The 19,739-nt window shown below is 59.3% G+C and carries 32 protein-coding genes and 1 other RNA gene; all 33 read right to left on the bottom strand.

Annotation, left to right across the window (positions count from 1 at the left end; genetic code table 11):
• Positions 1–44: 44 nt before the first annotated feature.
• Positions 45–395, bottom strand: a complete 351-nt coding sequence (locus D3P04_RS05140) for a hypothetical protein (RefSeq protein ID WP_119746625.1) — start codon at positions 393–395, stop codon at positions 45–47.
• Between the two features lie 21 nt (positions 396–416).
• Complete coding sequence (locus D3P04_RS05135) at positions 417–1,346, bottom strand: phage tail tube protein (RefSeq protein ID WP_119746623.1); 930 nt, start codon at positions 1,344–1,346, stop codon at positions 417–419.
• 11 nt (positions 1,347–1,357) lie between these two features.
• Positions 1,358–1,804: a phage tail terminator protein gene (locus tag D3P04_RS05130; protein ID WP_119746621.1), complete on the bottom strand. Its 447-nt coding sequence runs from the start codon at positions 1,802–1,804 to the stop codon at positions 1,358–1,360.
• Positions 1,804–2,313: a phage virion morphogenesis protein gene (locus D3P04_RS05125; protein ID WP_119746619.1), complete on the bottom strand. Its 510-nt coding sequence runs from the start codon at positions 2,311–2,313 to the stop codon at positions 1,804–1,806. The genes D3P04_RS05130 and D3P04_RS05125 overlap by 1 nt, the downstream gene beginning before the upstream one ends.
• A 1-nt stretch (position 2,314) precedes the next feature.
• A complete protein-coding gene (locus D3P04_RS05120; RefSeq protein WP_182912741.1) occupies positions 2,315–2,743 on the bottom strand; it encodes a gp436 family protein in 429 nt (142 codons plus the stop codon).
• A 5-nt stretch (positions 2,744–2,748) separates the two neighbouring features.
• Positions 2,749–3,291 carry a hypothetical protein gene (locus tag D3P04_RS23275; RefSeq protein ID WP_182912740.1) on the bottom strand — a complete coding sequence of 181 codons (543 nt, stop codon included), beginning with the start codon at positions 3,289–3,291 and terminating at the stop codon, positions 2,749–2,751.
• Positions 3,292–3,353: 62 nt separating this feature from the next.
• The gene (locus D3P04_RS05115; protein WP_119746615.1) at positions 3,354–4,253 is read right to left on the bottom strand and encodes a Mu-like prophage major head subunit gpT family protein; all 900 of its coding nucleotides are present in this window, start codon (positions 4,251–4,253) and stop codon (positions 3,354–3,356) included.
• 13 nt (positions 4,254–4,266) lie between these two features.
• A complete protein-coding gene (locus D3P04_RS05110) occupies positions 4,267–4,656 on the bottom strand; it encodes a hypothetical protein (protein WP_119746613.1) in 390 nt (129 codons plus the stop codon).
• A gap of 3 nt (positions 4,657–4,659) precedes the next feature.
• Positions 4,660–5,691: a phage protease gene (locus D3P04_RS05105; protein ID WP_119746611.1), complete on the bottom strand. Its 1,032-nt coding sequence runs from the start codon at positions 5,689–5,691 to the stop codon at positions 4,660–4,662.
• A gap of 341 nt (positions 5,692–6,032) precedes the next feature.
• Positions 6,033–7,325, bottom strand: coding sequence for a phage head morphogenesis protein (locus D3P04_RS05100; RefSeq protein ID WP_119746609.1), 1,293 nt, complete (start codon positions 7,323–7,325; stop codon positions 6,033–6,035).
• Positions 7,326–7,327: 2 nt separating this feature from the next.
• Positions 7,328–8,911 (bottom strand): DUF935 domain-containing protein, encoded by a 1,584-nt coding sequence (locus D3P04_RS05095; protein ID WP_182912739.1) that lies wholly within the window; start codon positions 8,909–8,911, stop codon positions 7,328–7,330.
• On the bottom strand, positions 8,911–10,371 hold the full coding sequence (locus D3P04_RS05090) for a phage terminase large subunit family protein (RefSeq protein WP_119746605.1): 1,461 nt from the start codon (positions 10,369–10,371) through the stop codon (positions 8,911–8,913). The genes D3P04_RS05095 and D3P04_RS05090 overlap by 1 nt, the downstream gene beginning before the upstream one ends.
• Positions 10,368–10,532, bottom strand: a complete 165-nt coding sequence (locus D3P04_RS23270) for a hypothetical protein (RefSeq protein ID WP_182912738.1) — start codon at positions 10,530–10,532, stop codon at positions 10,368–10,370. Before D3P04_RS23270 ends, D3P04_RS05090 begins: the two co-directional genes overlap by 4 nt.
• Positions 10,533–10,632: 100 nt before the next feature.
• Positions 10,633–11,172 (bottom strand): phage protein Gp27 family protein, encoded by a 540-nt coding sequence (locus D3P04_RS05085; RefSeq protein WP_119746603.1) that lies wholly within the window; start codon positions 11,170–11,172, stop codon positions 10,633–10,635.
• Position 11,173: 1 nt separating this feature from the next.
• A complete protein-coding gene (locus D3P04_RS05080) occupies positions 11,174–11,470 on the bottom strand; it encodes a VpaChn25_0724 family phage protein (RefSeq protein WP_119746601.1) in 297 nt (98 codons plus the stop codon).
• Positions 11,471–11,473: 3 nt separating this feature from the next.
• Positions 11,474–11,809 carry a DUF2730 family protein gene (locus D3P04_RS05075; RefSeq protein ID WP_119746599.1) on the bottom strand — a complete coding sequence of 112 codons (336 nt, stop codon included), beginning with the start codon at positions 11,807–11,809 and terminating at the stop codon, positions 11,474–11,476.
• Positions 11,806–12,156, bottom strand: coding sequence for a hypothetical protein (locus tag D3P04_RS05070; protein WP_119746597.1), 351 nt, complete (start codon positions 12,154–12,156; stop codon positions 11,806–11,808). Before D3P04_RS05070 ends, D3P04_RS05075 begins: the two co-directional genes overlap by 4 nt.
• A 9-nt stretch (positions 12,157–12,165) precedes the next feature.
• Positions 12,166–13,020, bottom strand: a complete 855-nt coding sequence (locus D3P04_RS05065) for an N-acetylmuramoyl-L-alanine amidase (RefSeq protein ID WP_119746595.1) — start codon at positions 13,018–13,020, stop codon at positions 12,166–12,168.
• Between the two features lie 94 nt (positions 13,021–13,114).
• Positions 13,115–13,732: a hypothetical protein gene (locus tag D3P04_RS05060; protein WP_232844893.1), complete on the bottom strand. Its 618-nt coding sequence runs from the start codon at positions 13,730–13,732 to the stop codon at positions 13,115–13,117.
• 82 nt (positions 13,733–13,814) lie between these two features.
• Entirely contained in the window at positions 13,815–14,333 is a 519-nt protein-coding gene (locus tag D3P04_RS05055) for a DUF488 domain-containing protein (protein WP_119746593.1), read from the bottom strand.
• Positions 14,334–14,442: 109 nt separating this feature from the next.
• Positions 14,443–14,883, bottom strand: a complete 441-nt coding sequence (locus D3P04_RS05050) for a hypothetical protein (RefSeq protein ID WP_119746591.1) — start codon at positions 14,881–14,883, stop codon at positions 14,443–14,445.
• A complete protein-coding gene (locus tag D3P04_RS05045; RefSeq protein ID WP_220475271.1) occupies positions 14,880–15,476 on the bottom strand; it encodes an MT-A70 family methyltransferase in 597 nt (198 codons plus the stop codon). The genes D3P04_RS05050 and D3P04_RS05045 overlap by 4 nt, the downstream gene beginning before the upstream one ends.
• A complete protein-coding gene (locus D3P04_RS05040) occupies positions 15,473–15,733 on the bottom strand; it encodes a hypothetical protein (protein ID WP_119746589.1) in 261 nt (86 codons plus the stop codon). The genes D3P04_RS05045 and D3P04_RS05040 overlap by 4 nt, the downstream gene beginning before the upstream one ends.
• Positions 15,730–16,179 carry a regulatory protein GemA gene (locus tag D3P04_RS05035; protein WP_119746587.1) on the bottom strand — a complete coding sequence of 150 codons (450 nt, stop codon included), beginning with the start codon at positions 16,177–16,179 and terminating at the stop codon, positions 15,730–15,732. The genes D3P04_RS05040 and D3P04_RS05035 overlap by 4 nt, the downstream gene beginning before the upstream one ends.
• Positions 16,176–16,394 (bottom strand): hypothetical protein, encoded by a 219-nt coding sequence (locus D3P04_RS05030; protein WP_119746585.1) that lies wholly within the window; start codon positions 16,392–16,394, stop codon positions 16,176–16,178. The genes D3P04_RS05035 and D3P04_RS05030 overlap by 4 nt, the downstream gene beginning before the upstream one ends.
• Positions 16,395–16,401: 7 nt before the next feature.
• Positions 16,402–16,475: hammerhead ribozyme type II (locus D3P04_RS05025), an RNA gene on the bottom strand.
• A gap of 1 nt (position 16,476) precedes the next feature.
• The gene (locus D3P04_RS05020; RefSeq protein WP_119746583.1) at positions 16,477–17,103 is read right to left on the bottom strand and encodes a DUF3164 family protein; all 627 of its coding nucleotides are present in this window, start codon (positions 17,101–17,103) and stop codon (positions 16,477–16,479) included.
• Complete coding sequence (locus D3P04_RS05015; RefSeq protein WP_119746581.1) at positions 17,100–17,306, bottom strand: hypothetical protein; 207 nt, start codon at positions 17,304–17,306, stop codon at positions 17,100–17,102. Before D3P04_RS05015 ends, D3P04_RS05020 begins: the two co-directional genes overlap by 4 nt.
• Complete coding sequence (locus D3P04_RS05010) at positions 17,287–17,799, bottom strand: helix-turn-helix domain-containing protein (RefSeq protein ID WP_119746579.1); 513 nt, start codon at positions 17,797–17,799, stop codon at positions 17,287–17,289. Before D3P04_RS05010 ends, D3P04_RS05015 begins: the two co-directional genes overlap by 20 nt.
• A complete protein-coding gene (locus tag D3P04_RS05005; protein WP_119746577.1) occupies positions 17,796–18,041 on the bottom strand; it encodes a hypothetical protein in 246 nt (81 codons plus the stop codon). The genes D3P04_RS05010 and D3P04_RS05005 overlap by 4 nt, the downstream gene beginning before the upstream one ends.
• Positions 18,034–18,405: a hypothetical protein gene (locus D3P04_RS05000; protein WP_119746575.1), complete on the bottom strand. Its 372-nt coding sequence runs from the start codon at positions 18,403–18,405 to the stop codon at positions 18,034–18,036. The genes D3P04_RS05005 and D3P04_RS05000 overlap by 8 nt, the downstream gene beginning before the upstream one ends.
• Positions 18,402–18,977 carry an MDR/zinc-dependent alcohol dehydrogenase-like family protein gene (locus tag D3P04_RS04995; RefSeq protein WP_182912737.1) on the bottom strand — a complete coding sequence of 192 codons (576 nt, stop codon included), beginning with the start codon at positions 18,975–18,977 and terminating at the stop codon, positions 18,402–18,404. Before D3P04_RS04995 ends, D3P04_RS05000 begins: the two co-directional genes overlap by 4 nt.
• On the bottom strand, positions 18,974–19,717 hold the full coding sequence (locus tag D3P04_RS04990) for an AAA family ATPase (RefSeq protein WP_119746573.1): 744 nt from the start codon (positions 19,715–19,717) through the stop codon (positions 18,974–18,976). The genes D3P04_RS04995 and D3P04_RS04990 overlap by 4 nt, the downstream gene beginning before the upstream one ends.
• Between the last annotated feature and the right edge of the window lie 22 nt (positions 19,718–19,739).

Below are 19,739 nucleotides of genomic sequence, written 5' to 3'. Positions count from 1 at the left end.
GTCGGAGATCGCCGCGCCGCCCCAGATGGCCTGCGCGGCGCTGGTCAGTTTTTTTCACGGATCCCGAGAACAGCTTCGGTCAGCGCCCGATCGACGGCGATCCGGACCGCACGCTGACGTAAAAGATTGTCACGATTTTCCGCGCTGAAGGGCAGATCGCCGCCGCCCTGAACCTTGATGCCGGTCCAGCCAATCCAGTATTTTGCGAGCCGGACACGGATATGCTTGATCAGTTCATTGCTGGTCATCCCGCCGGTATCGGTCCCGAAAATTTCCAGCTCGTCTTCGGGCATGACGAAACGGCCGGTGAATTCCTGAATCTCCTCGCCGTCATCAGCGGGCAGTTTGACCTGGACGGGCCAGTCGAATTCGTAGCGGTCGGTATAGGTAAACATGTCGGATGATCCTGGTCAGGGTTACGAATAGCGGATTTCAAGTTCGTCATTGCCGACGCCGGTCGCCTGGAAGACGAGATCCAGAGTGATGCCGAGGTCGCCGTTGATGTTCTGCTCGCCGGCATATTTGATCTGCACCTTGGGGGCGCTGATCTGGATGGTCTGGCCGACGGTTTTCCCAAGGGTCCAGATCAGAGGCTCGGTGACGCCGTTCTTGATCTGAGTCAGAAGATCCTTGGTCGCGAGCGCAGGCCATTTCACGGTCATCGAGCCGGTAAAACGGCGCGGACCGAGCGTGGTGCCCTCACAATTCATATAGGCGTCGACCTGCGGCTGCCGGCCATCATTGAAGGTGAAGCTGGATACGCAGAGCTTCTGCCCACCAAGGGTAAAGGCGAACATGTTCTCGGGCGTGCAGGTCAATGCTCGGGGCCAGGCGCTGAAATCATGCGCCGAGGCCACAAAATCCACCGGGGCGACATATTTGCCGCGACGATTGAAGCGGAAGAACGGCTTGCGGCCGGTCTCGGCCGTAAACGCCATGCTGCCCCGGATGCCGACAACATTCTGCATCAATGCACCATTGCGCAACTGCATGGTCGTGGTCGGGATCACCTCGGATTCCGCCAGGGGCGTGAACCAGGTATCGGTCGTATCCGACTCCATGGCAAAGCCGCTCGACTGCAGCAAATGGGCATAGATCGGCGGCGTGGCAGCCTCGGCGGGTGAAGAGGCTTCGACATCGTATTCCGCGCCGGCATGGACATTATAGATATCCTCGGGCTGCGCGCCCTCGGTGCCGATCGCGAAATCCTGTTGCTGGTATTCGGCCTCGAGATTTCGAAGCGTGACATTGCGGGCGAGGATAGCGTCGGCCGCCGTGGTCTCTTCGGCGGTGCCGGCTTCGGCCTCGAGCTTTTCCCGGATCAGGCGCTGCGCGTAGCGGGCCATATGTGTCTCCTTCAGCTGATCTGGATGCGCCGGTCAAAGCGCAGCGTGTATTCGTCCTGCCAGAACATTCCGCCTTTCGCGTCGACGCCGCTTAGCAACTGTCCACGCGAAAAGCGGAACGCCTGATCGGCGTCCTGGGGAATGTGGCGGCACATGCCGAGCAGCACGGCCTCACGGATGGGTTTCAGGTTTTCGCGGGCACGGGCGCCGGTACGATCGGCAATGTCGCGAACCGCCATGATCACGGCCACGCGCGCGGTGACGGCCTGTTCAATGGCATCGTCATATTCGTAGCGGATTTCGCTGGCGGACTCGCCCAGCAGGATGACCCATGCCGACGGATAGCGAATGGTGTTGCGATTGACCGCACCCAGATCGCGCGCCAACCCCACGCTGACGAAAAGCGGGACCGTTTCTCGAAGATGGTTGGCCAAGGCCTGAACATCGAGCTGCAACATCACTGTGGCACCCCTTCGAGCAGATCGGTGAAATACGCGACGGTGAGATCGGCGATATCTTCCTCTTCAGCATCCGAGATGCCGAGGTAAGGCCGACGGGGAACCCAGACTTCGCCAACGACAACTTCCTCGCCATCGGCCAGCATGAAGAACAGCCCTTTGGCCGTCTTGGCGCGGATAACCGCTCCTTCCTGATGAACACCGGCATAGATCAGGTTCGACCCGACGGTGACCTGCCGCGATTCCGGAGCCGAGACGATCGAGCGCATCAGGTTGCCGGTGGCATGGAGTGTCGGCCCGCCAAAGACCTCGGCCCTGAAGCTTTGCGGCCAGGGCACCCCGTCAGGATCCACATTCGTCACGCCGATCCGCTCGACCGCGCCATTAACCAGGACACGGCCGATCGCGTCCATCAGCGGGAACATGTCTTCGCTGGCGGCCGCCGCCTGATCGAAGGCGGACACGGCCCCCAAGTCATGGAGATCGAACTGGTAGGAAACGCCCGCCATCTCAATACCCCCGCAAGCTGTCGCGGGTCAGGTGACGGGGCGGGCCATCTGTCATTGCTACGCCGGGCGAGGTCAGCTGGTCGGGACCATTGCCATCATCGCCGATCGATGACTCGCCGCTCTGAATGGATTTCAGCGTTTCTATCCAGTTCTTGCGCACCTTGTCGAGCGAGGTCATGTCATGGCCGAGGTTCAGATAGAGCCGGTGCATGGCAAGATCCCGGCAGATAACTGTGAGGAGATGCGGCGGCTCATTCAGCGGAAGGTGCACGACCTTGCCGATATAGCTGTTGATCTCGGAGGTCGCGTCGGTCAGCGCCCGTTCGAGGCGGGTATCGGACGCTTCGCCCTCACGCTCGAAATCCGTGAGGAGTTCGAGATCGCGGACCGGGATGACCTCCTTCAGTTGAATGACCGACGCATAAGTCACAGGGATCAGTCCTTCTCGATCGGAAGAACAGTGAATTGCGGATCGCCGCGCAACTGGGCGAGTGCGTAATCGCTCAGATCGGCAGAGACGATATTGGTCTTGCCCTCTTTCCAGCGCAGGCCCGCGCGACGACGGCCGCCCTTGCGGTGACAGATCACGGTCAGATCGGCCTGCGGCTCGTTATCGGAAGAGGTGGCGGGAAGGACCGACCTTTCCTCCCCGCCTGTCTGCCCCTGGTCATCCGTGGCAGGGGCATGAGCGGGGGCATCGGCGGTTGTACCTGCCGTGTTGGCCCCCCAGTTATCTGTGTCGCCTGCCGCCGGTTTCAGGTCTGCGGCAGTGATATTGGTGCTTGCGGCAACCGTGCCGTCACTCTTCGCCTCGGCTGCAGCCGATTGCGTGGCCGTGCTGCTGGTATCGCCAGATGCGGGTTTGGTCCCGGTTGCGGCGGCCGCATCCTTGGCGGTCGTGGATTCGGAGTTCGTCTGGGCGAGGTTGGACTTGTCCTCGGCCGCCGGTTTCGTCTGTGCAGGTTTGCGCGCCATCATGGCCTCCTTGTCAGCTTATCGATGGGGGCGCAGTCTGCGCCCCCACGGGAAGATGACCGCCGTCAGATCAGCGTGAGCCGGTTTTCGACATGCAGGGTTGCAGTGCCTTTCCAGACATTGTCCGCACCGGCCGCGTTGCGACCCGCATTCAGCAACTCGAGTCCGGCCTCTTCCAACGTGCCAGGCACGACCAACAATTTCGGGCGGAGGTTCAGTTTGCGCCCACCATGACCACGCATCGTCATCATGGCCGCGCGGGCGGCAGCATAGTTTTCCGAGGTCAGCGGCTGGCGGGATGCATAGATCAGCTGCCACGCACCGAAACCGGAGGCGCAACGGCGTTTTGCTCCCCAGACGAACTCATCCTGCCAGAATACATTGTCGTCGTTCAGGTTGGTTTTGGGAGTGATCTTCGGGGCCTCGCGGTCCTGAAAGATCATCGGCTTGATCGAACGGCTGTCATCGATCAGGTACCAGGCCGCGCCTGCGCCGCCCTGAAAATTCGAGACGGAGGTTTCTGCCCCATCTTTACCAACCACGGGATGATCGGTGTCGAAGAACATCTGACCATCGTAATGCTCGGTCGTGAAACCCGCTTCCAGTTGCTCCCAGACCAGATCATCGGGAAGCTCGGCTGCAACCTGTCCCATATCGTTGACGATCGGGGTGAACAGCCCGATCTGATCATCGCTGATGTCGTCGGCCGCGACGGCGATGGTCTTTTCGAACTTCCGGTTGGTGATGGTGAAGCCGTCGCGCTCGAGACGCTCGACATAGCGTTCACCGATCCATTCCCGCATCGGCCCCAGCTCGCTGAGCTTGGGATAGGCCTGGTGGCGGGTCGAGGACGGCACCGTCATGGCGATGCGTCCATAGGTGGTTTCCGTCCCGGTGAGACGGGTATTGAAGGCGGTTGTGAACGCGGTGTTCAAAGCCGCCAATGAAGCTTGGGTGATGTCCATTGCGGAACTCCGATCAGAGGATTTCGACGACAACGCCCTCGGGCGTCACGTCCAGGCATTTACCGGCGACAAGCGTGCCTTCCGCCCCGACCGTGTTGTCATCGATGACGAACACATCGGTGCCTATATGCGTGCGGTCGATCGAGCCGTCATTGGCGATCAGGAACGGGCCACGATCGATATCCACGAAGCTGTCGCCATCCGCGCCGGTTTCATTATCGGCTTCGGTGAGCGCGACACCGCGCAGGACGGTTTCCGCGCCCGTGGTCGGAACGGCAAAACCGGTGGCATTGAGCGCCACCAGGGCGCCGGAATAGATCGTGGCGGCTGCGGCCACCGGATCACGGAACCTGCGGCCTTCGCCGACACGGGTACGGGGTGCGTTTTTTGCAAGTGCCGTCATCGATCAGGCCTCCTCTGCGGCTGCGTTGCGGGTGGCGAGGAAAGCCTCCTCGCTGACGCCGAGGGCCGAGGCCATCTGGCGTTCGACGGCATCCAGCTTGTCGGTCTTGACCTTGGGCGGCACTCGACCCGCCAGCTTGCGTTCGCCCAGGTTGACCCGGACGGGAGCCGCTTCCTGCCATGCCTCGAATTCGGCCAGGTCCTTGGAGGCAAGCTTCGTGGCCCAGTCTTCCATATCAGGCGTCAGCTTGCCTGCCTCGCGGGCACGCTCGAGCGCGGTTTCCACCCTGTCCTTGTTCACATCGGCCTGCAGCGATGCGAATTGCGTCTGCAGATCGGTGAAGGATTCAATCGGCACGAATTTCGCGGGATCGGGGTCTTCCGCTTCCGTTTCCGAAAGCCGTGCGCAGATCTGCGTGACGGCATCATCACCAGCAATGCCAGCCGCTTTCGTGATCGATGCGAGCTGGGTCTCGGCCGCGACGAGCGCGGTCACGCGCGTCACGATGTCTTCGGGCTTGTCGGCCGACAGACCGAGTGCGCCCGCGATCTGTTCGATCGGGTCCATGTCAGATGTTTCCTTTGAAGCAAGTTGACGAAGCTGGGGGAGTGCCGGGATGTTGACGAGGCCCGCACCCTCGATCAGCACAACGCGACCGTCTTTCCGGTTCTTGAACACCGGCGATAGGAAGCGATAGGCGCGGGTTTCCAGTGCTTGCCTGCCATCCGGCGTCCATTCCACCGAGGCCATAATCCGATCGCCATCGACGCGCAGCCCGGTAATCCATCCGGCCGCACGGCTGTCCTGTTCGCCCTGTTTGGCAAAGGAACGATGATCAAAGTCGATCGGCAGAACACCTCCCGCAGCCGATGCAAGGCTGGTGGCGATGACCGAGGCGGCATCGTCCAGCCGCAGCGGATCAACGCCGCGACGATCGCCAAGACGGAATTCGCCCACCGGCATCAACTCGATCCAATCGGCTGGCTCGGCAGGTAACGCCACGGCGGCGCAGATATTTCGGATCAGGTCGGTCATGAGCCGGAGATGCCATGACCGTTTCTAAAAAGGCCGGGGGATGTAGTTTCGGGGGTAAGTTCTGCCCGGTCGTGCGAAGTGCAGGGGAGGATCAGAACGGAGGGGTATTCAAATCAGCCGGAGCGCGTTCAAAAATGCCCATGTCCAATTTTCCGGGGGCGTTGCCCGATCCGGAACCTCAACGGGCCTGTGCGGGCAAATTTTCGAGGTCATCCCGAATGAACTGAATATGCGTCTCCGTATCCTCAATGAGCATATCCCTTCCGACACCGGGAGGTTCTGATCGGAGCACGGCCAGCAGTCCCCGCCATGCCGAAAGATCGAACAAACAAGATTGCATTCTAAGGGCGGCCATAAACCAGCCTCTCGATCAAATCGGCATTGGCATCCATGATCTGGCGCATCCGTTCCGTCATGCGCCAAGAGTACGAGACGGCCCCCCGTTCATCAAGCCATAGTAACCGGGCATGCGTGAAGATCTCGTCACCATAGCCCGTGGCCTGTAACTCGTCCGCGAATTCCGGTTGAATGGAGTCAAAGGACGCGAGCAGGGGCTGAAGGCTTTGATCGGATATGCGCACCGCCCGCCAGACTGAGCCGCCCGCCCCAATCGCCGTGGCAGCATATCCTCCGTGATCGGACAATCGAGCCAGGTCCGGCCTGGACAGGTTCTGGTCCGCCTCACGGCTATAAAGGAAACTGGCCTGATCCGGTACCCGGCGCGGGTCCAGTAAAACATCCGTCGGCGTGACGAGGTAATCAACCGGCAGCGAATTCGTATCGGTGACGATCATGGTATCTCGGCCATCGGAAAGCCGCCGCAACCGCAACCCCTCGATTAACCCACGTTCGGTCGCGCGGCGCTCGGATGACAGGTCTGGCGTCATGCCTTCCCAGTCATCCGTGATGTCCAGCCAGACGGCACCGGGATTGGTATCGAAACCCGGCGTGATGCCGCGCGGAATCATATGAACCTCGCCGGAGCGTTTATGGGTCCATTCCTCCTCGTCGAGATCGATCGGATCATCCACTACCCGGCCATTGCGCTTCATCCAGCCTTCGGTGCGCTGGATGACGGTACAGCCGCAGAAATATCCGTTCGGCGGATAGATTCGCAGCCAGATCGGATCGTCAACTCCCCAGATCTTGTTATGAAAGCGCGCATGGTCATGCCGTTTCGTCGGGCGCTGGATCTGGATGTACTGAAGGTAGGGGAAGGCGCGTTTCGTGCGCTGGATCGATGCCCAGTGACCGGCAGCATGAGCGGTGCGCATATTGGTATCGAAGATCACGCGCAGGCGATTCATCGACCCCAACTGAACTTCCTCCGTCTCTCCCGTCACCGGGTCTTCCATCATGGACTTGCCCCACCAGCCCATCTCCCGCAGCCGTGGCGCGAGGTCGACCTGGAACTGATCAACTGTCCGACCCTCGGAGAATGCCCGGTCGAACTCCGCGCGTATCGCCTGGGAGATATCGTCGCGCATCGCCTTGGCGACGACCCAGTTGCGGGCATGTTCCTCGCGGAAATGATCGAGGTGATGGAAGCGCTGCAGCTGATGGGCATAGCCCCTGGACCGGAAATATTCGATCGCCTCGCGATGCGGCAGCGGTTCAAGTACGATCTGCGCCATGTTCAGTCCCTGGTCTCGGCCCCGACCTCACCAGTAAGCCGGGCCGCGAAGGTGGAGCGGGTCAGCAGATCATGAACCTGGCTGGGCGCGGAATTGCCGAATGCATTGAGAATATCCCGAATCTCATCCATGTCCCTCGCGTTTTGTAGCGCCTCGATCAATGCGCCGATCTCGCCATCGAGGGCGCGCTGCATCTCGCCGCCGGAAATCAACTCGTCGACCAGGGCATCAATGCTATCCCGGCCCGGACCATCATGTGCACGGGCGGCCGTAACGCGCGCGGCGTCTTTTTCCGGATCGGGATCGGCAGGAATGTCAGGAATGACGGCCGGGGGTGGCGGTGCCGGATCCTCAAGCAACTCGTCATCATCATCGGGTTTGCGTAAGTTGAATGCCCGATAAACATCCGAGGTGGCGATCTTCAGGCCCTTGGGGCGCTTCTCCATCAGTTGCAGGAGCAGAGCGGGATCCACCTCGGCCTTCAGTTCGAAGCGGATATGCGGCAGCGGCACCCGGACATCCTGCCCGAAACCCACCCGCCGGATCGCGCCGGCGATATCGCGCTGGAGTGTTGCCGCCAGCTGCTCGGCATCCGCATCCCGGATGTCATCGCGAACATTCTCGTGGATCTTGCCGACCGCGTGACCACCGGCAATGGCGTCCGTGGTGGCAACCTGACCCAGGACGCCTTTCGAGAGCTGCTCGTCCCACCAGCGGCCCTTGCCCTCATAGAGCTTTTCCGCACCCGTGGAGGTGGCGGAAACGATCTCGACCTCCATGCTCTTGGGGACGATCGCGGCCATATCGACGCCGATCTGTCGAACGGCGCGCAGCAAGGTGCTGCGATCGGCCGGGGTAGCAGAAGTATCGTATTTGCCCAGGCGAAGCGGGTGCCCGTAGGCCTCGCAGAAGATCGCCCAATCCTTCACCGTGAAGTTCTTGAACATATAGGCCCAGGCGGCGAGCCGCGCGAGACCGCCCCGGATCGGCAGGCCGGACTTGGCCTTGGCCATATGGATGACATAGCTGTCCGGCCGTAACGGCTGCGGTCCGTCATTGTCGCGCAGGTAGAGATATCGGCCATTCTCGCGATCGAATTCGAACCACCGGGGGTCAACCCAATCCAGATCGGCGATGGTGAGCAACTTGCCCTGCCGTTCCCAGATAATTTCGCAGACGGAATAACCCTTTCCGATCGCATCCATCATATCGATCAGCGTGGTCCGGATCGCCGAAGACTGCAAAATATCGCGGGTCATTTCCGCCAACTCGCCTGCCGCCGCGCTGTCATCACCGGGATCGACATGCAGTTCGAGCGACCGTATCGCGCGTTTCCTGACGCCGAGGACGGCCGAGTAATGGAGATCCTTCTCCTCCATCTGCTCGGCCAGTTCCAAATACGCGGTTGCGTCGCCAACCTCCGCCTCGCGCAAAATCCCGGCAAGGCGCACCGGGGTCAGACCGTCTGCAGGATGCCCGGACTGGATCTGGCGCACCGATCCGAGTGAGGCGACAGCCTGCCGTTCGAGAAGCTCCGTCTCGGGTACCACCTGTATCGGCCGGCCAAACTGATCAAGGATCGCCATTACCATGTCCCTCCGCCATTGCCCCAGCGTCCGCCGGCGGCTGCTTCGTCGTCATCATCGTCATCCGGGGCGGCATAGCGGGAACGTGTCCCGCTGACGCCCTGGTATTCGTAAACAGCCTCGCCCATCTCGGCGGCCGAGATGCCGAGCGCACCTGCCCAGAACCGGTCCGCGTGCCCATCGCTGTCCCCGTCGGCGATCAAGCGGCGAATGCCGGTAACGCCCACCTGCGACTTGATGGAATGAAGATCGGCGCGCAGCACGGGATCACCGGCCGGGATCCGGACATGGCGGTCCTGGAACCGCTCCTTCATGGTCGTAGCCATATCGAGTTTGGACGCGGCACTGAACAACACGCCCTCGACACGATCCTCGCCGTGGCGGCGCTTCGCGTCTTCGACAGGCTTTTCGCCCATACCGGTCTGGTCCATCCGGACCCGCACAACGCGATATTGCCGCATGACCCGCGCCAGCAGCTCATCCTGCTCGGCAAAGCTGATCCGCTTCTTCGCGATAATCTCGCGGGTGACCAGAACATCGCCGACCAGTTCAAATACCCAGATCACGAACAGGTCGTTGCGAGCGGCGATATCGACACCGACAAAGCACGGCCCGCCCATATAGAGTTCCGGGATGCCGGCCGAGTTACCCTCACAGGATGAAATCAGATCGTAATCCAGCCAGGAACTCGCCTCATCCAGCCATGCCAGTTCGAATTCCTGTGCCCAGGCATCCTGATCCGCCATGCCAGATTTGAGCTCATCGATATCGACATCGAGGCCCTGCCGCACGGCCTCATAGATATCGACAAGGTGCTTGGACCAGCCGTTGTCCTGGGTGGTCATCAGCTCGTAGAATTTATTGCCTTTTCCATTCGGCGTACTGATGACGCGGATCTTGTGGCCGCCGCGCGCCGCGACCGGAAAGGCCGAACCCCAGATCCTGCGGCTGTCGGCATGGAAGGCGAATTCGTCGAGCAGCAGGTTGCCGCCGAAACCCCGCGCGGCATCCGGGCTGGCAGATAGCGCGACGACGCGCGAGCCACCAGGGAAGTGGACCTCCTGTGTCTTGTAGCGCGCTTCCGGCACCTCGATCATGAAGCTGCTATCACCCTGGCGAACTTCTTTCGCATGCGCCGGGACATGGAATTCGTCCTGAACAAATTCCGGCGATCCGCGCTTCGCCAGTTCCGAAACCACCGCGTAATAAGCCCGCGTCATGGGTTTCAAGGCGTCTTCAAGGGCCTCTTTCGCGGTGTTTTCCGAGCGTGACAGGATCGTCCAGCGTACCTTCCGCCGATCGATTTCCGCTGACAGGCAGTCATTGACGATCTCGCCACAACTGCCAAAGGTCTTGCCGCCCCGGCGAGTGAACATGCCGATCTTGAAACGGCTGTCATCCTCGATCCATGCCTTCTGATAGGGCAGGAAATCGATGACGGGGCGAAAGGGCGCGCTCATTCCGCTTCCACCGGGATCTCTGCGAAGGCGCGCAGGAGATGGAGTTCGTCCAGTAGTCGCTCCAGCTCATCCGCACCACGCAGCATGCTACGCGCGACTGGCCCATTGGCGGTACGGGAATAAGTACGCAGATCGTTGATGATATACCGCGTGGAAAACATTACCGCTCAATCCACCAAATCAGGACGATCGCTGCGACCGCCCCGATAACCGGGGTAAACAGCAGAACGATCGCCTGCCAATCGGTGAGGTCGGCACACATCACGAAAAGCCCATGATCTCGCGTGCCTTCTGCGCGATATCGGCGGTCAGTTCGCCGGATTCCACGGCGGCATCCAGTTTCTCCGCCTGTTGCTTACGCTCGGCCGCCAGCATGGATTGCCGGATCCCGGCCGAGGCCATGATGTCCTTCAGCATCCGGCCGATGAAATGCAGTTCTTTGGGATCGATCTCATCCCCTTCCTTGCCCATTTTCGCCTCCATGGCCTTGAAGGCGAGCGCGGTGACCATCTGGAACAACACGTTGTGGCGCTTGGCTTCTTCCTCCAGACCGTTTTCCGTCATCCAGTCCTGTGCCCAGGCACTGGCGGTTTCCTGCGTCCGCACGAAGGCATGATACTCCTGACCGAAACGATGAACTGTGGCATGGTGAAAACTGACGACCTTGCCCGCCTCGACGAGCTTGTCATTCAACTCGTCCGTGATCGCGACATAGTCAGAAAAACCACGCTCGCGCAGGGTCTGCTGAAGCCAATCCCGGATCTCGGGTGGCAATTGATCAACTTTCCGGGGCGGAGGCATCTCAACGCCTCGGCCGGGGGCGTTGAACGCCGGGATGGGTGGCAAGGCCCTTCGCAATATCGACACCGCGTCGAGTTGCCGTAACGACCAGGAACGGGGTATCTGGATCGAATTCGACAAAACTTTGCTCGCGCAGCCAGTGCAGTTCCGTCTGCAACGCGTCATAGGAGACCGGCAGACCGAGCCGGTTCAGCACATCCTGCAGGATCGAGGCATTGCTGACATATTCCGGCACATCGGCCAGATGTCGCAAAACCGCCAGACGGCGGTGGCGGCTGACATCTTCGGCATAGCTCATTTTCTACCTCTTCAGCAGATGGTCTTCATGGCGGGTGACAATGGTTTCCAGCCGCTCCATGATCCTGTTGTTACCCTCCATGACGGCGCGCATTTCGCGCATCTCGCCCCGCATCTCCGATATCGACATCGACAGACCGTGCATCTCATCCTTGCCAGGCATGGTTTGCAGCGTCTGTTGAACCGAACCGAGCCGCACTTCCTGCCGGTCCAGCCGGTCGTTGCAGTCGTCGATACGCTTGTCGATCGCGGCATGCCGCATCCGGAACCAGCCAATGAACGCCAGCACGACCGTGACGATCACCCCGAGGGTGACCGTCAGATCGAAATTGAACGTCATCTCGGCGCATCCTTCCCGAGAAGCTCGTTGAGTTTCGCCTCGGCGATTCCGGCAAGGACGCCTGGACCAGGCGCGAGCTTGCGGATCGCATCGGGAACGCTGATACTCGCATGTTCCAATGCGGCGCTGATGACGGCTTGACCTGTCAGTCCGCGTGTCAAGGCGGACCGGATGCCGGACATGATGGCGGAATGCAGCGCCTCGCGGTGCCGCGCCTCGATCTCGATTCCCCAGCGCTCACTGGCAACGGTGGCAGCGCGGTTCATTAGAACGGTGAGCGCCGTGCCGACGATTGCCACGACGGCAGGGACTGCGGCGGCGGCGATTTCAGACAGAATAGAATCCATTGGAAGGCCTCATGCGGGTTGGGTGTAACTGTTCACGATCCAGCCTTCCCGGCCGTCATACTGGACAAGGCTCCAGCTTCGGCCGTCGAAAACGCCGGATCGCAAGGCAGGCACGGCTGTGCCATTCGGAATCGAGGTGATGACGTTGGGATTGAAGCTCGGCCAGCGGCGCATGTTCAGGCCGGAGCCGGACGTCGCGACGCGCAACATGGTTGCGGTGGGTTCTTCTGTGGAGGACTCTTCGGCCTCGATCACAGCCGGATCGTCACGACCGAGAACAAGGGCGCGGACCTGTGCCAGCGGAAACAGCGGGTTGGTATCCACCTTCCGACCGGGACTGATATACCAATGCGTGGTAATATCCTCCAGCGTCGGAATGTCGCGGAACAAAGTCTCGAGCAGATTGCAGACGGCGGCAATTTGCTCAGGCGTATAGGTCATCCAGACACCTGGACCATGTTCGGGAGTCTGGCGGTGAAGTATTTCGTGCTTGCCATCATTGTGAAAGACTTGGCCCCACCATGCGAGCGCTTCGCCGTGCCCACCTGCTTCCATCTTGCCCGGATTGACGATCTCGATACCGATCGAGAAATCATTGCAACCGTGACGCCCATGGAAACTTGACTGGCCGGCATGGTTGGCGCGGCGATTGGTCGGGACGAGTTGCGTAATCGTGCCGTCCCGCTCTATGACGAAATGCACCGAGACCTTGGCGTCATTGTCGGCAAGATAACGGGCAGAATTGCCCTTTTCCAACCGGCCCGCCGTATCGTGCAACACGACGATTTCAGGGGTGATAGTTCCCCCGGTCCAGCGGGCGGGCACGAAATCGATACCTTCAAGCCTGTGATTGGTGATGCGCATGGTCGGTCTCCGTTGCGGGAGCCTTGCGGTCCCGATCATGATCGGGAGTGCCATGCAAAACGGCTTATGGGCCGGGGGATGTAGTTTCGGGGGGCTAGAAAAGACCGTCTTGAAGGGGGTAGTCCACTCTTAAAACTCCAAGCAATTGCCAAGTTTGCGGACGTTTTGCCATATTGCCAAGTGCAAACATCATGCCTTTTCGTGGATACTCATCGTTGAATTTCCCGGAAAGAAAATCGAGAGCCTGCGTTTCCGATGTAAGCTTTCGATGACGGAAAAAAGTTGCGTGAGCTTCCCAATCCGCACAACTATAACGATGTTTTCCATTGCCGTCTTCAAAACTGAACTGAAAATGATATGGCGTTGGCTCTAACGCATCCAATGCTTCATCAAACATGGAGATCTGGCGAGCCGCCTTAATATACGCCTCGCGTTCTCCCTCAATTTCAGTCGACGATTTTTTCTTCCAATAAAATTTCGTATTTTGTGGGCGAATTATGCCAAGGGATTTCCCCTGATTAGCAAGATGCAAAGCTGAGGAGGCTACCAAGGGGTTAAGCACTCCCTCTCGTTCTCTCTTCTTCAACTGACGCCCGGTCTTTTTTATCGTTTCTTCCGCCACATGACAGCTCTCGCTGCGGATATCGCTTCTTGGACGCCCATAACTGAATTCGACTTCATCCCATCTGCCAAACGCTGCATTCTCCTTCAACTGCCGAAATCTAACAGGGTAAAGTCGTCGAAACTCGCCATATGCGGTTATGCCGGCGCAGCAGACTGTTTCACTATGCTTACTACTGGGCCGCGGCAACGCTTTCACGAGGATAAAAACGCGGCAGGTCTTTAGCGTTACGGACATATCTAACCGGATCATCTGCATATAGGTGCTGTACGTTACATCCTATATCGGCTGACAATTCATCTGCAATCATTCTTCTATGGCACGTACTTGGGTCGCGTTCAAAACAGAGCAGACAAGTGGCTTTGAGAGACACGGCCTCGATCAAACGTTTTAACGCAGCTTGAGCCTGATCAGATTTCAGGTGCTTTCCATAAATTTTTCGAAATTCATCATACCTGCCGGCCCTTGCTGCCTCGCGGCCGGGTTTGGGGTCTCCAAGATCAACAAAATGCAAATAAGAGATGCCTTCAGCTTCAAGACGTTCCGCAAGCCCTCGTTTCGAAAACCCCTTCTTTCTCGACTGGGCAACCGCACGAACGTCGGCAATTTGCTTGATGCCAGCAGCTTTCATTGTTCGCACGAAGCGTTCGATATCTGTGGCTTCGTATCCTACCGTAAAAACAACGCTCATCGCCTTCTCCTGTATCGACCAATCGCCCGCATGGGCTATTCCCCCAAGCTCTCTTAGGTGGAATATCGTCAAAGGATGTCAGGAAAAACCCCAAATGGCCACATGTGGTTCATTCTGGCCGACAAGATGTGCCACCGAAAAACGGTAGGGAAATCTGGTTGTCCTCACCATATTCCCGCCGCATCTGGCTGCGCAGTTTATGGACATATGCAGCGGTAACGCCGAACTCGGCCGCGATTACATTGGCTGAGCGTTTCGGATCCGTCAATCCGGCTTCGAGAATGGCCGCGCGCAATCGGCTGGCCCGAGCCTGCCGGTCACGTCCGTACTTGCTGGGGATATCGACGGCGGTGCCGCCGAACCGGGCACTGAGCCACCGAACCACACCGAGACCGACCTCGTTTGCAGGCTTCGATCCCTCCGGACGCTTGGGAATATCCCGACGCTGACCACCCGCATTTGCCAGCAACCGCAAGGCGGCTGCCTGCCCCAGATCGTGTTCCAACTCGTCGATCCAGGCATCTTGTGGGAGATCGGCCCGGATATTCATGCCAGAACCTCGAATTTACCCGCCTCATTGCCCCAGACCTCGCGCCCGTCCCATGCCTCACGGGCGAACAACTCGCAGCCCCAGACATCTGGTAACAGGCGATCGATCATCTGCCGCATTTCCGGGGGCTTGCGGCTATGTTCGCGCCGGATGCCCTCGATCTGATCCGGGATTTCCTCGGGCGATACGATGACATTGCGCTCCGATCTCGAGCGAACCTTGGGATGCCCGATCTTGCCGACCAGGAAAGGTTCGCTGGCCGAGCGTAGAACATAGCCCGTCCCCATGTTCACGGCCCAGTTCTTCGTCCGCTTCGTCCATGATCCACCGGTCACATAAGCGAAGCCCCACATATCCATGACATAAAGTGCATCGGTCAGATGTGGCCATGTGGACCACATGAACAAAAGGCAATCAGGGCCAGCGAGATGCCCAACGGGCAGCGCCGCAATCTCTTCGATCGGCATGGTGCCGTAATGCGCTTCCGGTGATTTCTCATGTCCCTTGTCCGACCACATCGCATAGGACCACGGAGGATCGGCCAGGATCGTGCCGTATTTCATCGGAATGAGGGGATCGAAGGGCCAGTTCACCGTTTGCGCTCCGCAAAATACGGACGTCCCTGACGCCCCTGGCCAGACGCTGGCAGCACGGTGACAACCGAGGAGCCAGCGTCGTTATGGGCAAACACATAGGCATGACCGTCGATGACGACGGCACCGGCACCGGAATCCGCATATGGCTGCAACTTTGCGGCCATATCCGCACGCAAGCGCTCAATCTCGAAACCACCAACCCGTTCAAGATAGCGGATCAGCGCATGATCGGAGACACCCAGGCGACGGCTCATTTTACGTGTACCCCGGCGCGGCGGCACATATCTTTCAAGGCCCGCGTCACGTCATTGATCTGTCCGGCTTCGCGCAGCGCGTCGATATCGATCGGCACCGATTGCCACTTGCCTTCAAATCGGGATCGGATGAACGCATTGAGACCGTCGCGGCCGGGACGCTTCAGGGCACCGGCATCGCCGAGCAGCTTCCACAGCACATGAATAAAGCGCAGATCGGCGCGTGACGCTGGCGCGCGGCGGCCCTTTTTCGAGTCGCTGAAACCCGCCTTGAAGCCCCGCTTTTTCAGGGCTTCAATCATGCTGAGCAGGTCAGCCTCCGACATGTCGCGCATGGAGGTCTTACCTGTCACAAGCAGCTGGAGATCGTGACGGGTGGTATCGTCTAGGCCGAGTTGCTTGCAGCCGACATGGATCATGCGTTGGAGATTGCGGGCCGCAGTCATGGCAACAGCACCTCCAATTCGCGGGCAAGGGTGTGAAGCGAATAGGCAGTGCGCGTATCGCTAAACGGAGCTTCGATCACAAAGACATGTATGGCTTCGCCCGGACCGAAACTTCCCACGGACATTTCCGGTCCGCGATCCAACACCTTTTCCAGCGCCTCTTCGATCATCTGGATGCGTTGCGCGATGCAGGCAGTAGCGAATGACTGTCTCATGGGATTTCTCCGGCTGCTCATCAGGACCGGGCCACCACGCCCGACCGACCGCGTCCGGGCTGACCCGGACGGGTTTCGCATGTCACAGGGAACTGAAATCCAGCGCGATCTGCTCCATGCCGTTGGTGCGGGCATTACGACGATAGAAGCGGATATAGGTGGCGGTCTGATCGACGATCAGCGCGTCGGAAATCGCGTCCATGGCGCGCGCCCAACGCTGATCGGGATTGCCGTCGGCATCCTTCATCTTCAGTTTGCGCAACCCGAGAATCCGCTTGGTATCGAGCCGGCCGGCCTTGTTGACCTGAAAGGCATCCTCGACCAGCGTACGGATATTGTCATTCGCGCCTTCCGACCAGGATTCGATACATTCGTCGATCAACGCCTTGGCTGCCTGCAGTTCCGGCCCGAAGACGATGCGGTCAGCGACAGAAACCTCGGCCATGGTGTTGCCGTCGAAGCTGCGGATCGAGAACCCGCCCTTGGGCCCGCCGATTGGAACGCCATACTGTTCGAAGAGCAGTTCCTTGGCGCTGCCCATCTCATCCAGCGCCCGTTGCTTGAAGGCGCGGATCTGTTCCTGCAACCCCTCGGCCTCATCGGCAAGGCGGCTGGCCAGTTCATCCTTCATGCGATCGGCAGGCGTTACCATGCTGTCCGGGACGGTACGCCCCTGCGGATCGGTCCATTTTCTTTGTTCGGGGGTCATTGATTAACTCCGGTTTCGATATGATTGATGGCCTGCTGGAGGCGCCCGATAACCGCGAGTCCGTCGATCAGATCGCGATGAATGCGCTCGAGCGCTATCCGGGCTGTGGATGTGTCACGTAAATCGGTGATGGATACCGCTTCGGTCGCCGCATGATCGCAGGTCACACAAAGGGTATTCAGATCAGATACCAGGCTGGTCATTGCATTTTCCTCCGGCAAGATGGATGCGGGTCGCCTTCCGGGCGTCCCGGTCATTGAGGTTCATGTTTCGGTTGGCTGCCGAGATCGCCATCAGGCCAAAGGCCATGCGAACGATGTCGCCACGCGTGATGCTGGATGGATCCCTGATGACCCGCTCGGCGATATCGCTCGGATATTCTGATGCGGTGCTGACCGGTTCTGGCTGATTGCGCAGGTTGATCTTCGTGAGCAGTTCCGCCAGTTCATTCCGATAATCGAGATCACCGTCGCGGCGGCTCTGAACTGCATGAACACCTGACCGAATGGTCGTGTGATCCCGACCGAGAATGCGGCCGATCGCGTGGAATGACAGGCTCGTGTAAAGCCTGATGGCCCAATATGCCTCCTGTCGCGCCCAAGCGATGCTGGAACTGCGATCGGTCCCGAGCAGTTCTTCAGTGTCTATCGACCGAAAGGCCGCGACCTCGTTAAAGATGGTTTTGGCGGAAATCATGAGTGCAGTACCTTTCCTGCCTGGACAAACTGAAAAGCGGAGCGGACGTTGTCGGCATGCTCCGCGAGAACGGTCGCAATAGCCTCATCTGGATCATCCTGATCGGAGGCCAAAATTGCCTGCAGCGTGGCGCATGCCCTGAGCAGTGCGTAACCACATTCCCAATCTGTAAGTGCCGACTCCACGAGGCTTTGCGCCACGATCGTCACATTGTCATCGTTGATATGCTCGACATCAGCCATTGGATTTCCCCCTGAAACGCGGGCAGGCATTGCATGCGCGATACATGCGAACTCGCATGGAGTTGACGTTGACGAACCGAACCGCCTTGACCTGCCAGTCGCGGCATTCATTGGCTGGAATCGTTCCAAGTGATGGGCAGTTGGTCACGGCCTTCTCGAAAACGCCGCGATAGATCTCCTCGACGGCCTCAAGGCTGCCTTTGTACTTGTTACGCAGTACGGCCGAGACCAGCGAGGCGCTGCGATTCATCCGCTGCGCGACCTTGTTTTGAGAGCTGGCCTCACACTCTCTGGCGAGACCTGCGATCCAGTCCGGCATGGCTTCGCCCCATGCGGCATGTGCAATGGCGACGGGACCGGTCATACCTCTCCCCCCGGCACATGCACCTGCTGTGTATTCGGGTCGTAAACGTGCTTGACGCGCTGGATCTGCGGCGGCTTCGGACCGGTATTCCGGATCAGACGGTAAATCGCCTGTTTGCCGCGCATTGGCGATGCCTTGCGCTCTACCCGGAGAAAGCCCGTCTTGAGCAACATGCCGCAGTAAGCCTTGGCAGTCGCTTCACTGACCGAGACGTCTGGTGTTGTGGAATGGATCGCCAGATCTTGTGGGCTGAATACCGCAAGGCCGCGCATGGACCGCCACATGTTCTCGGTCCCGGCACCCTGCGTCACAGGCTTGCCCTGGCGATTGAGGCGCGGTGCATGAAAACCACGATCCTCAACCAAATCATACCGGTCATCCTCGCACTGGACGATAATGCCGCCGGGAACGAGGCAACGCAGGTAATCCGAGATCGTTTTGCGGTTGGCGCAGCTATGATCGATCAGGTCATCGACGTTAAAGCCGGTCCGCAACTTTCGGATCGCTTCCCAGATTTCCTGACGACCAGGCGTGGTCGATGTTGCGGGGCGGCGACCTGCTTTACCCGTCATGCCGAGATCCTCCGCGGTGCGGGCGCATGGCCAGTAAAGAACCCATCCTTCGGAACGTCCTTGCGGGTAATCCTAGACAAGCCTTTGGTCAGCGCGATTTCGCGGATGCGGTCGAGATTAATGCTGATCCGCCGGATCGAGGCATTCGATTCCTTCAGCAGAAGCGCCTGCACCTCTTCATCCAACGTGATTCCGCCGCAATAAAGCTTGGCCAGGTGGCGAACATCGTTGAGATCGCCGGGCTGAGCGCCAACCCAATCGAGCATACGGCCGTGGACGCGTTCCCATTTCTGGAGTTTTTGGGGGAGGAGTTCTTCGCCGATCAGGATGATCGTCGCGCCCGAACTTTCATAGATATCGCGAACGATCTCGATCATGTTGCGGGAAACAAGGTGATCGGCTTCGTCAATGATCAGCGGACGGCCAGATTTGGCGATTTCATCCGACACCTGGTCAATCATATCGGCAATCGTGCGGGCCGGGGCCAATCCGAGATCCTGCAGGATCGCAGAACAAAGCTTCTTCGCCGTCCAGGCGGATTTAACCTGCACGGAATAGGCATTGTACCGGTTGGCCGCATAAACCGCAGCTGTGGTCTTTCCATAGCCTGACGGACCATAGAAGGTTGCCATGCCCGGGAGACCGAAACCTCGGTTCTGGACGCGGGCGATCAACTCGACAAGCGCGCCGACATTCCGAAGTGGCGCAACATTGTTGTAAAGCGCTCTTTCCTCTGTCATCTTTGCCTCACTTTCCGTTAAT

It is taken from the genome of Paracoccus onubensis, from assembly GCF_003591515.1.
Classification (GTDB): Bacteria; Pseudomonadota; Alphaproteobacteria; order Rhodobacterales; family Rhodobacteraceae; genus Paracoccus; species Paracoccus onubensis.
The sequence above is the reverse complement of the archived record's forward strand: the minus strand, read 5'-3'. Positions and strand labels throughout refer to the sequence as shown.

What these genes read in the sequence shown, in the direction of transcription:
- D3P04_RS05055 (WP_119746593.1), bottom strand. Translation starts at nt 14,333, where the DNA reads ATGAGCGTTGTTTTTACGGTAGGATACGAAGCCACAGATATCGAACGC.
- D3P04_RS05085 (WP_119746603.1), bottom strand. Translation starts at nt 11,172, where the DNA reads ATGCCTCCGCCCCGGAAAGTTGATCAATTGCCACCCGAGATCCGGGAT.
- D3P04_RS04990 (WP_119746573.1), bottom strand. Translation starts at nt 19,717, where the DNA reads ATGACAGAGGAAAGAGCGCTTTACAACAATGTTGCGCCACTTCGGAAT.
- D3P04_RS05065 (WP_119746595.1), bottom strand. Translation starts at nt 13,020, where the DNA reads ATGCGCATCACCAATCACAGGCTTGAAGGTATCGATTTCGTGCCCGCC.
- D3P04_RS05075 (WP_119746599.1), bottom strand. Translation starts at nt 11,809, where the DNA reads ATGACGTTCAATTTCGATCTGACGGTCACCCTCGGGGTGATCGTCACG.
- D3P04_RS05105 (WP_119746611.1), bottom strand. Translation starts at nt 5,691, where the DNA reads ATGACCGACCTGATCCGAAATATCTGCGCCGCCGTGGCGTTACCTGCC.
- D3P04_RS05140 (WP_119746625.1), bottom strand. Translation starts at nt 395, where the DNA reads ATGTTTACCTATACCGACCGCTACGAATTCGACTGGCCCGTCCAGGTC.
- D3P04_RS05005 (WP_119746577.1), bottom strand. Translation starts at nt 18,041, where the DNA reads ATGGCTGATGTCGAGCATATCAACGATGACAATGTGACGATCGTGGCG.
- D3P04_RS05030 (WP_119746585.1), bottom strand. Translation starts at nt 16,394, where the DNA reads ATGAGACAGTCATTCGCTACTGCCTGCATCGCGCAACGCATCCAGATG.
- D3P04_RS05000 (WP_119746575.1), bottom strand. Translation starts at nt 18,405, where the DNA reads ATGACCGGTCCCGTCGCCATTGCACATGCCGCATGGGGCGAAGCCATG.
- D3P04_RS05050 (WP_119746591.1), bottom strand. Translation starts at nt 14,883, where the DNA reads ATGAATATCCGGGCCGATCTCCCACAAGATGCCTGGATCGACGAGTTG.
- D3P04_RS05100 (WP_119746609.1), bottom strand. Translation starts at nt 7,325, where the DNA reads ATGGCGCAGATCGTACTTGAACCGCTGCCGCATCGCGAGGCGATCGAA.
- D3P04_RS05015 (WP_119746581.1), bottom strand. Translation starts at nt 17,306, where the DNA reads ATGACCAGCCTGGTATCTGATCTGAATACCCTTTGTGTGACCTGCGAT.
- D3P04_RS05095 (WP_182912739.1), bottom strand. Translation starts at nt 8,911, where the DNA reads ATGGCGATCCTTGATCAGTTTGGCCGGCCGATACAGGTGGTACCCGAG.
- D3P04_RS05135 (WP_119746623.1), bottom strand. Translation starts at nt 1,346, where the DNA reads ATGGCCCGCTACGCGCAGCGCCTGATCCGGGAAAAGCTCGAGGCCGAA.
- D3P04_RS05125 (WP_119746619.1), bottom strand. Translation starts at nt 2,313, where the DNA reads ATGGCGGGCGTTTCCTACCAGTTCGATCTCCATGACTTGGGGGCCGTG.
- D3P04_RS05115 (WP_119746615.1), bottom strand. Translation starts at nt 4,253, where the DNA reads ATGGACATCACCCAAGCTTCATTGGCGGCTTTGAACACCGCGTTCACA.
- D3P04_RS05070 (WP_119746597.1), bottom strand. Translation starts at nt 12,156, where the DNA reads ATGGATTCTATTCTGTCTGAAATCGCCGCCGCCGCAGTCCCTGCCGTC.
- D3P04_RS23275 (WP_182912740.1), bottom strand. Translation starts at nt 3,291, where the DNA reads ATGATGGCGCGCAAACCTGCACAGACGAAACCGGCGGCCGAGGACAAG.
- D3P04_RS05040 (WP_119746589.1), bottom strand. Translation starts at nt 15,733, where the DNA reads ATGAGCCGTCGCCTGGGTGTCTCCGATCATGCGCTGATCCGCTATCTT.
- D3P04_RS23270 (WP_182912738.1), bottom strand. Translation starts at nt 10,532, where the DNA reads ATGTTTTCCACGCGGTATATCATCAACGATCTGCGTACTTATTCCCGT.
- D3P04_RS05010 (WP_119746579.1), bottom strand. Translation starts at nt 17,799, where the DNA reads ATGATTTCCGCCAAAACCATCTTTAACGAGGTCGCGGCCTTTCGGTCG.
- D3P04_RS05035 (WP_119746587.1), bottom strand. Translation starts at nt 16,179, where the DNA reads ATGACTGCGGCCCGCAATCTCCAACGCATGATCCATGTCGGCTGCAAG.
- D3P04_RS05090 (WP_119746605.1), bottom strand. Translation starts at nt 10,371, where the DNA reads ATGAGCGCGCCCTTTCGCCCCGTCATCGATTTCCTGCCCTATCAGAAG.
- D3P04_RS05130 (WP_119746621.1), bottom strand. Translation starts at nt 1,804, where the DNA reads ATGTTGCAGCTCGATGTTCAGGCCTTGGCCAACCATCTTCGAGAAACG.
- D3P04_RS05110 (WP_119746613.1), bottom strand. Translation starts at nt 4,656, where the DNA reads ATGACGGCACTTGCAAAAAACGCACCCCGTACCCGTGTCGGCGAAGGC.
- D3P04_RS05020 (WP_119746583.1), bottom strand. Translation starts at nt 17,103, where the DNA reads ATGACCCCCGAACAAAGAAAATGGACCGATCCGCAGGGGCGTACCGTC.
- D3P04_RS05080 (WP_119746601.1), bottom strand. Translation starts at nt 11,470, where the DNA reads ATGAGCTATGCCGAAGATGTCAGCCGCCACCGCCGTCTGGCGGTTTTG.
- D3P04_RS04995 (WP_182912737.1), bottom strand. Translation starts at nt 18,977, where the DNA reads ATGACGGGTAAAGCAGGTCGCCGCCCCGCAACATCGACCACGCCTGGT.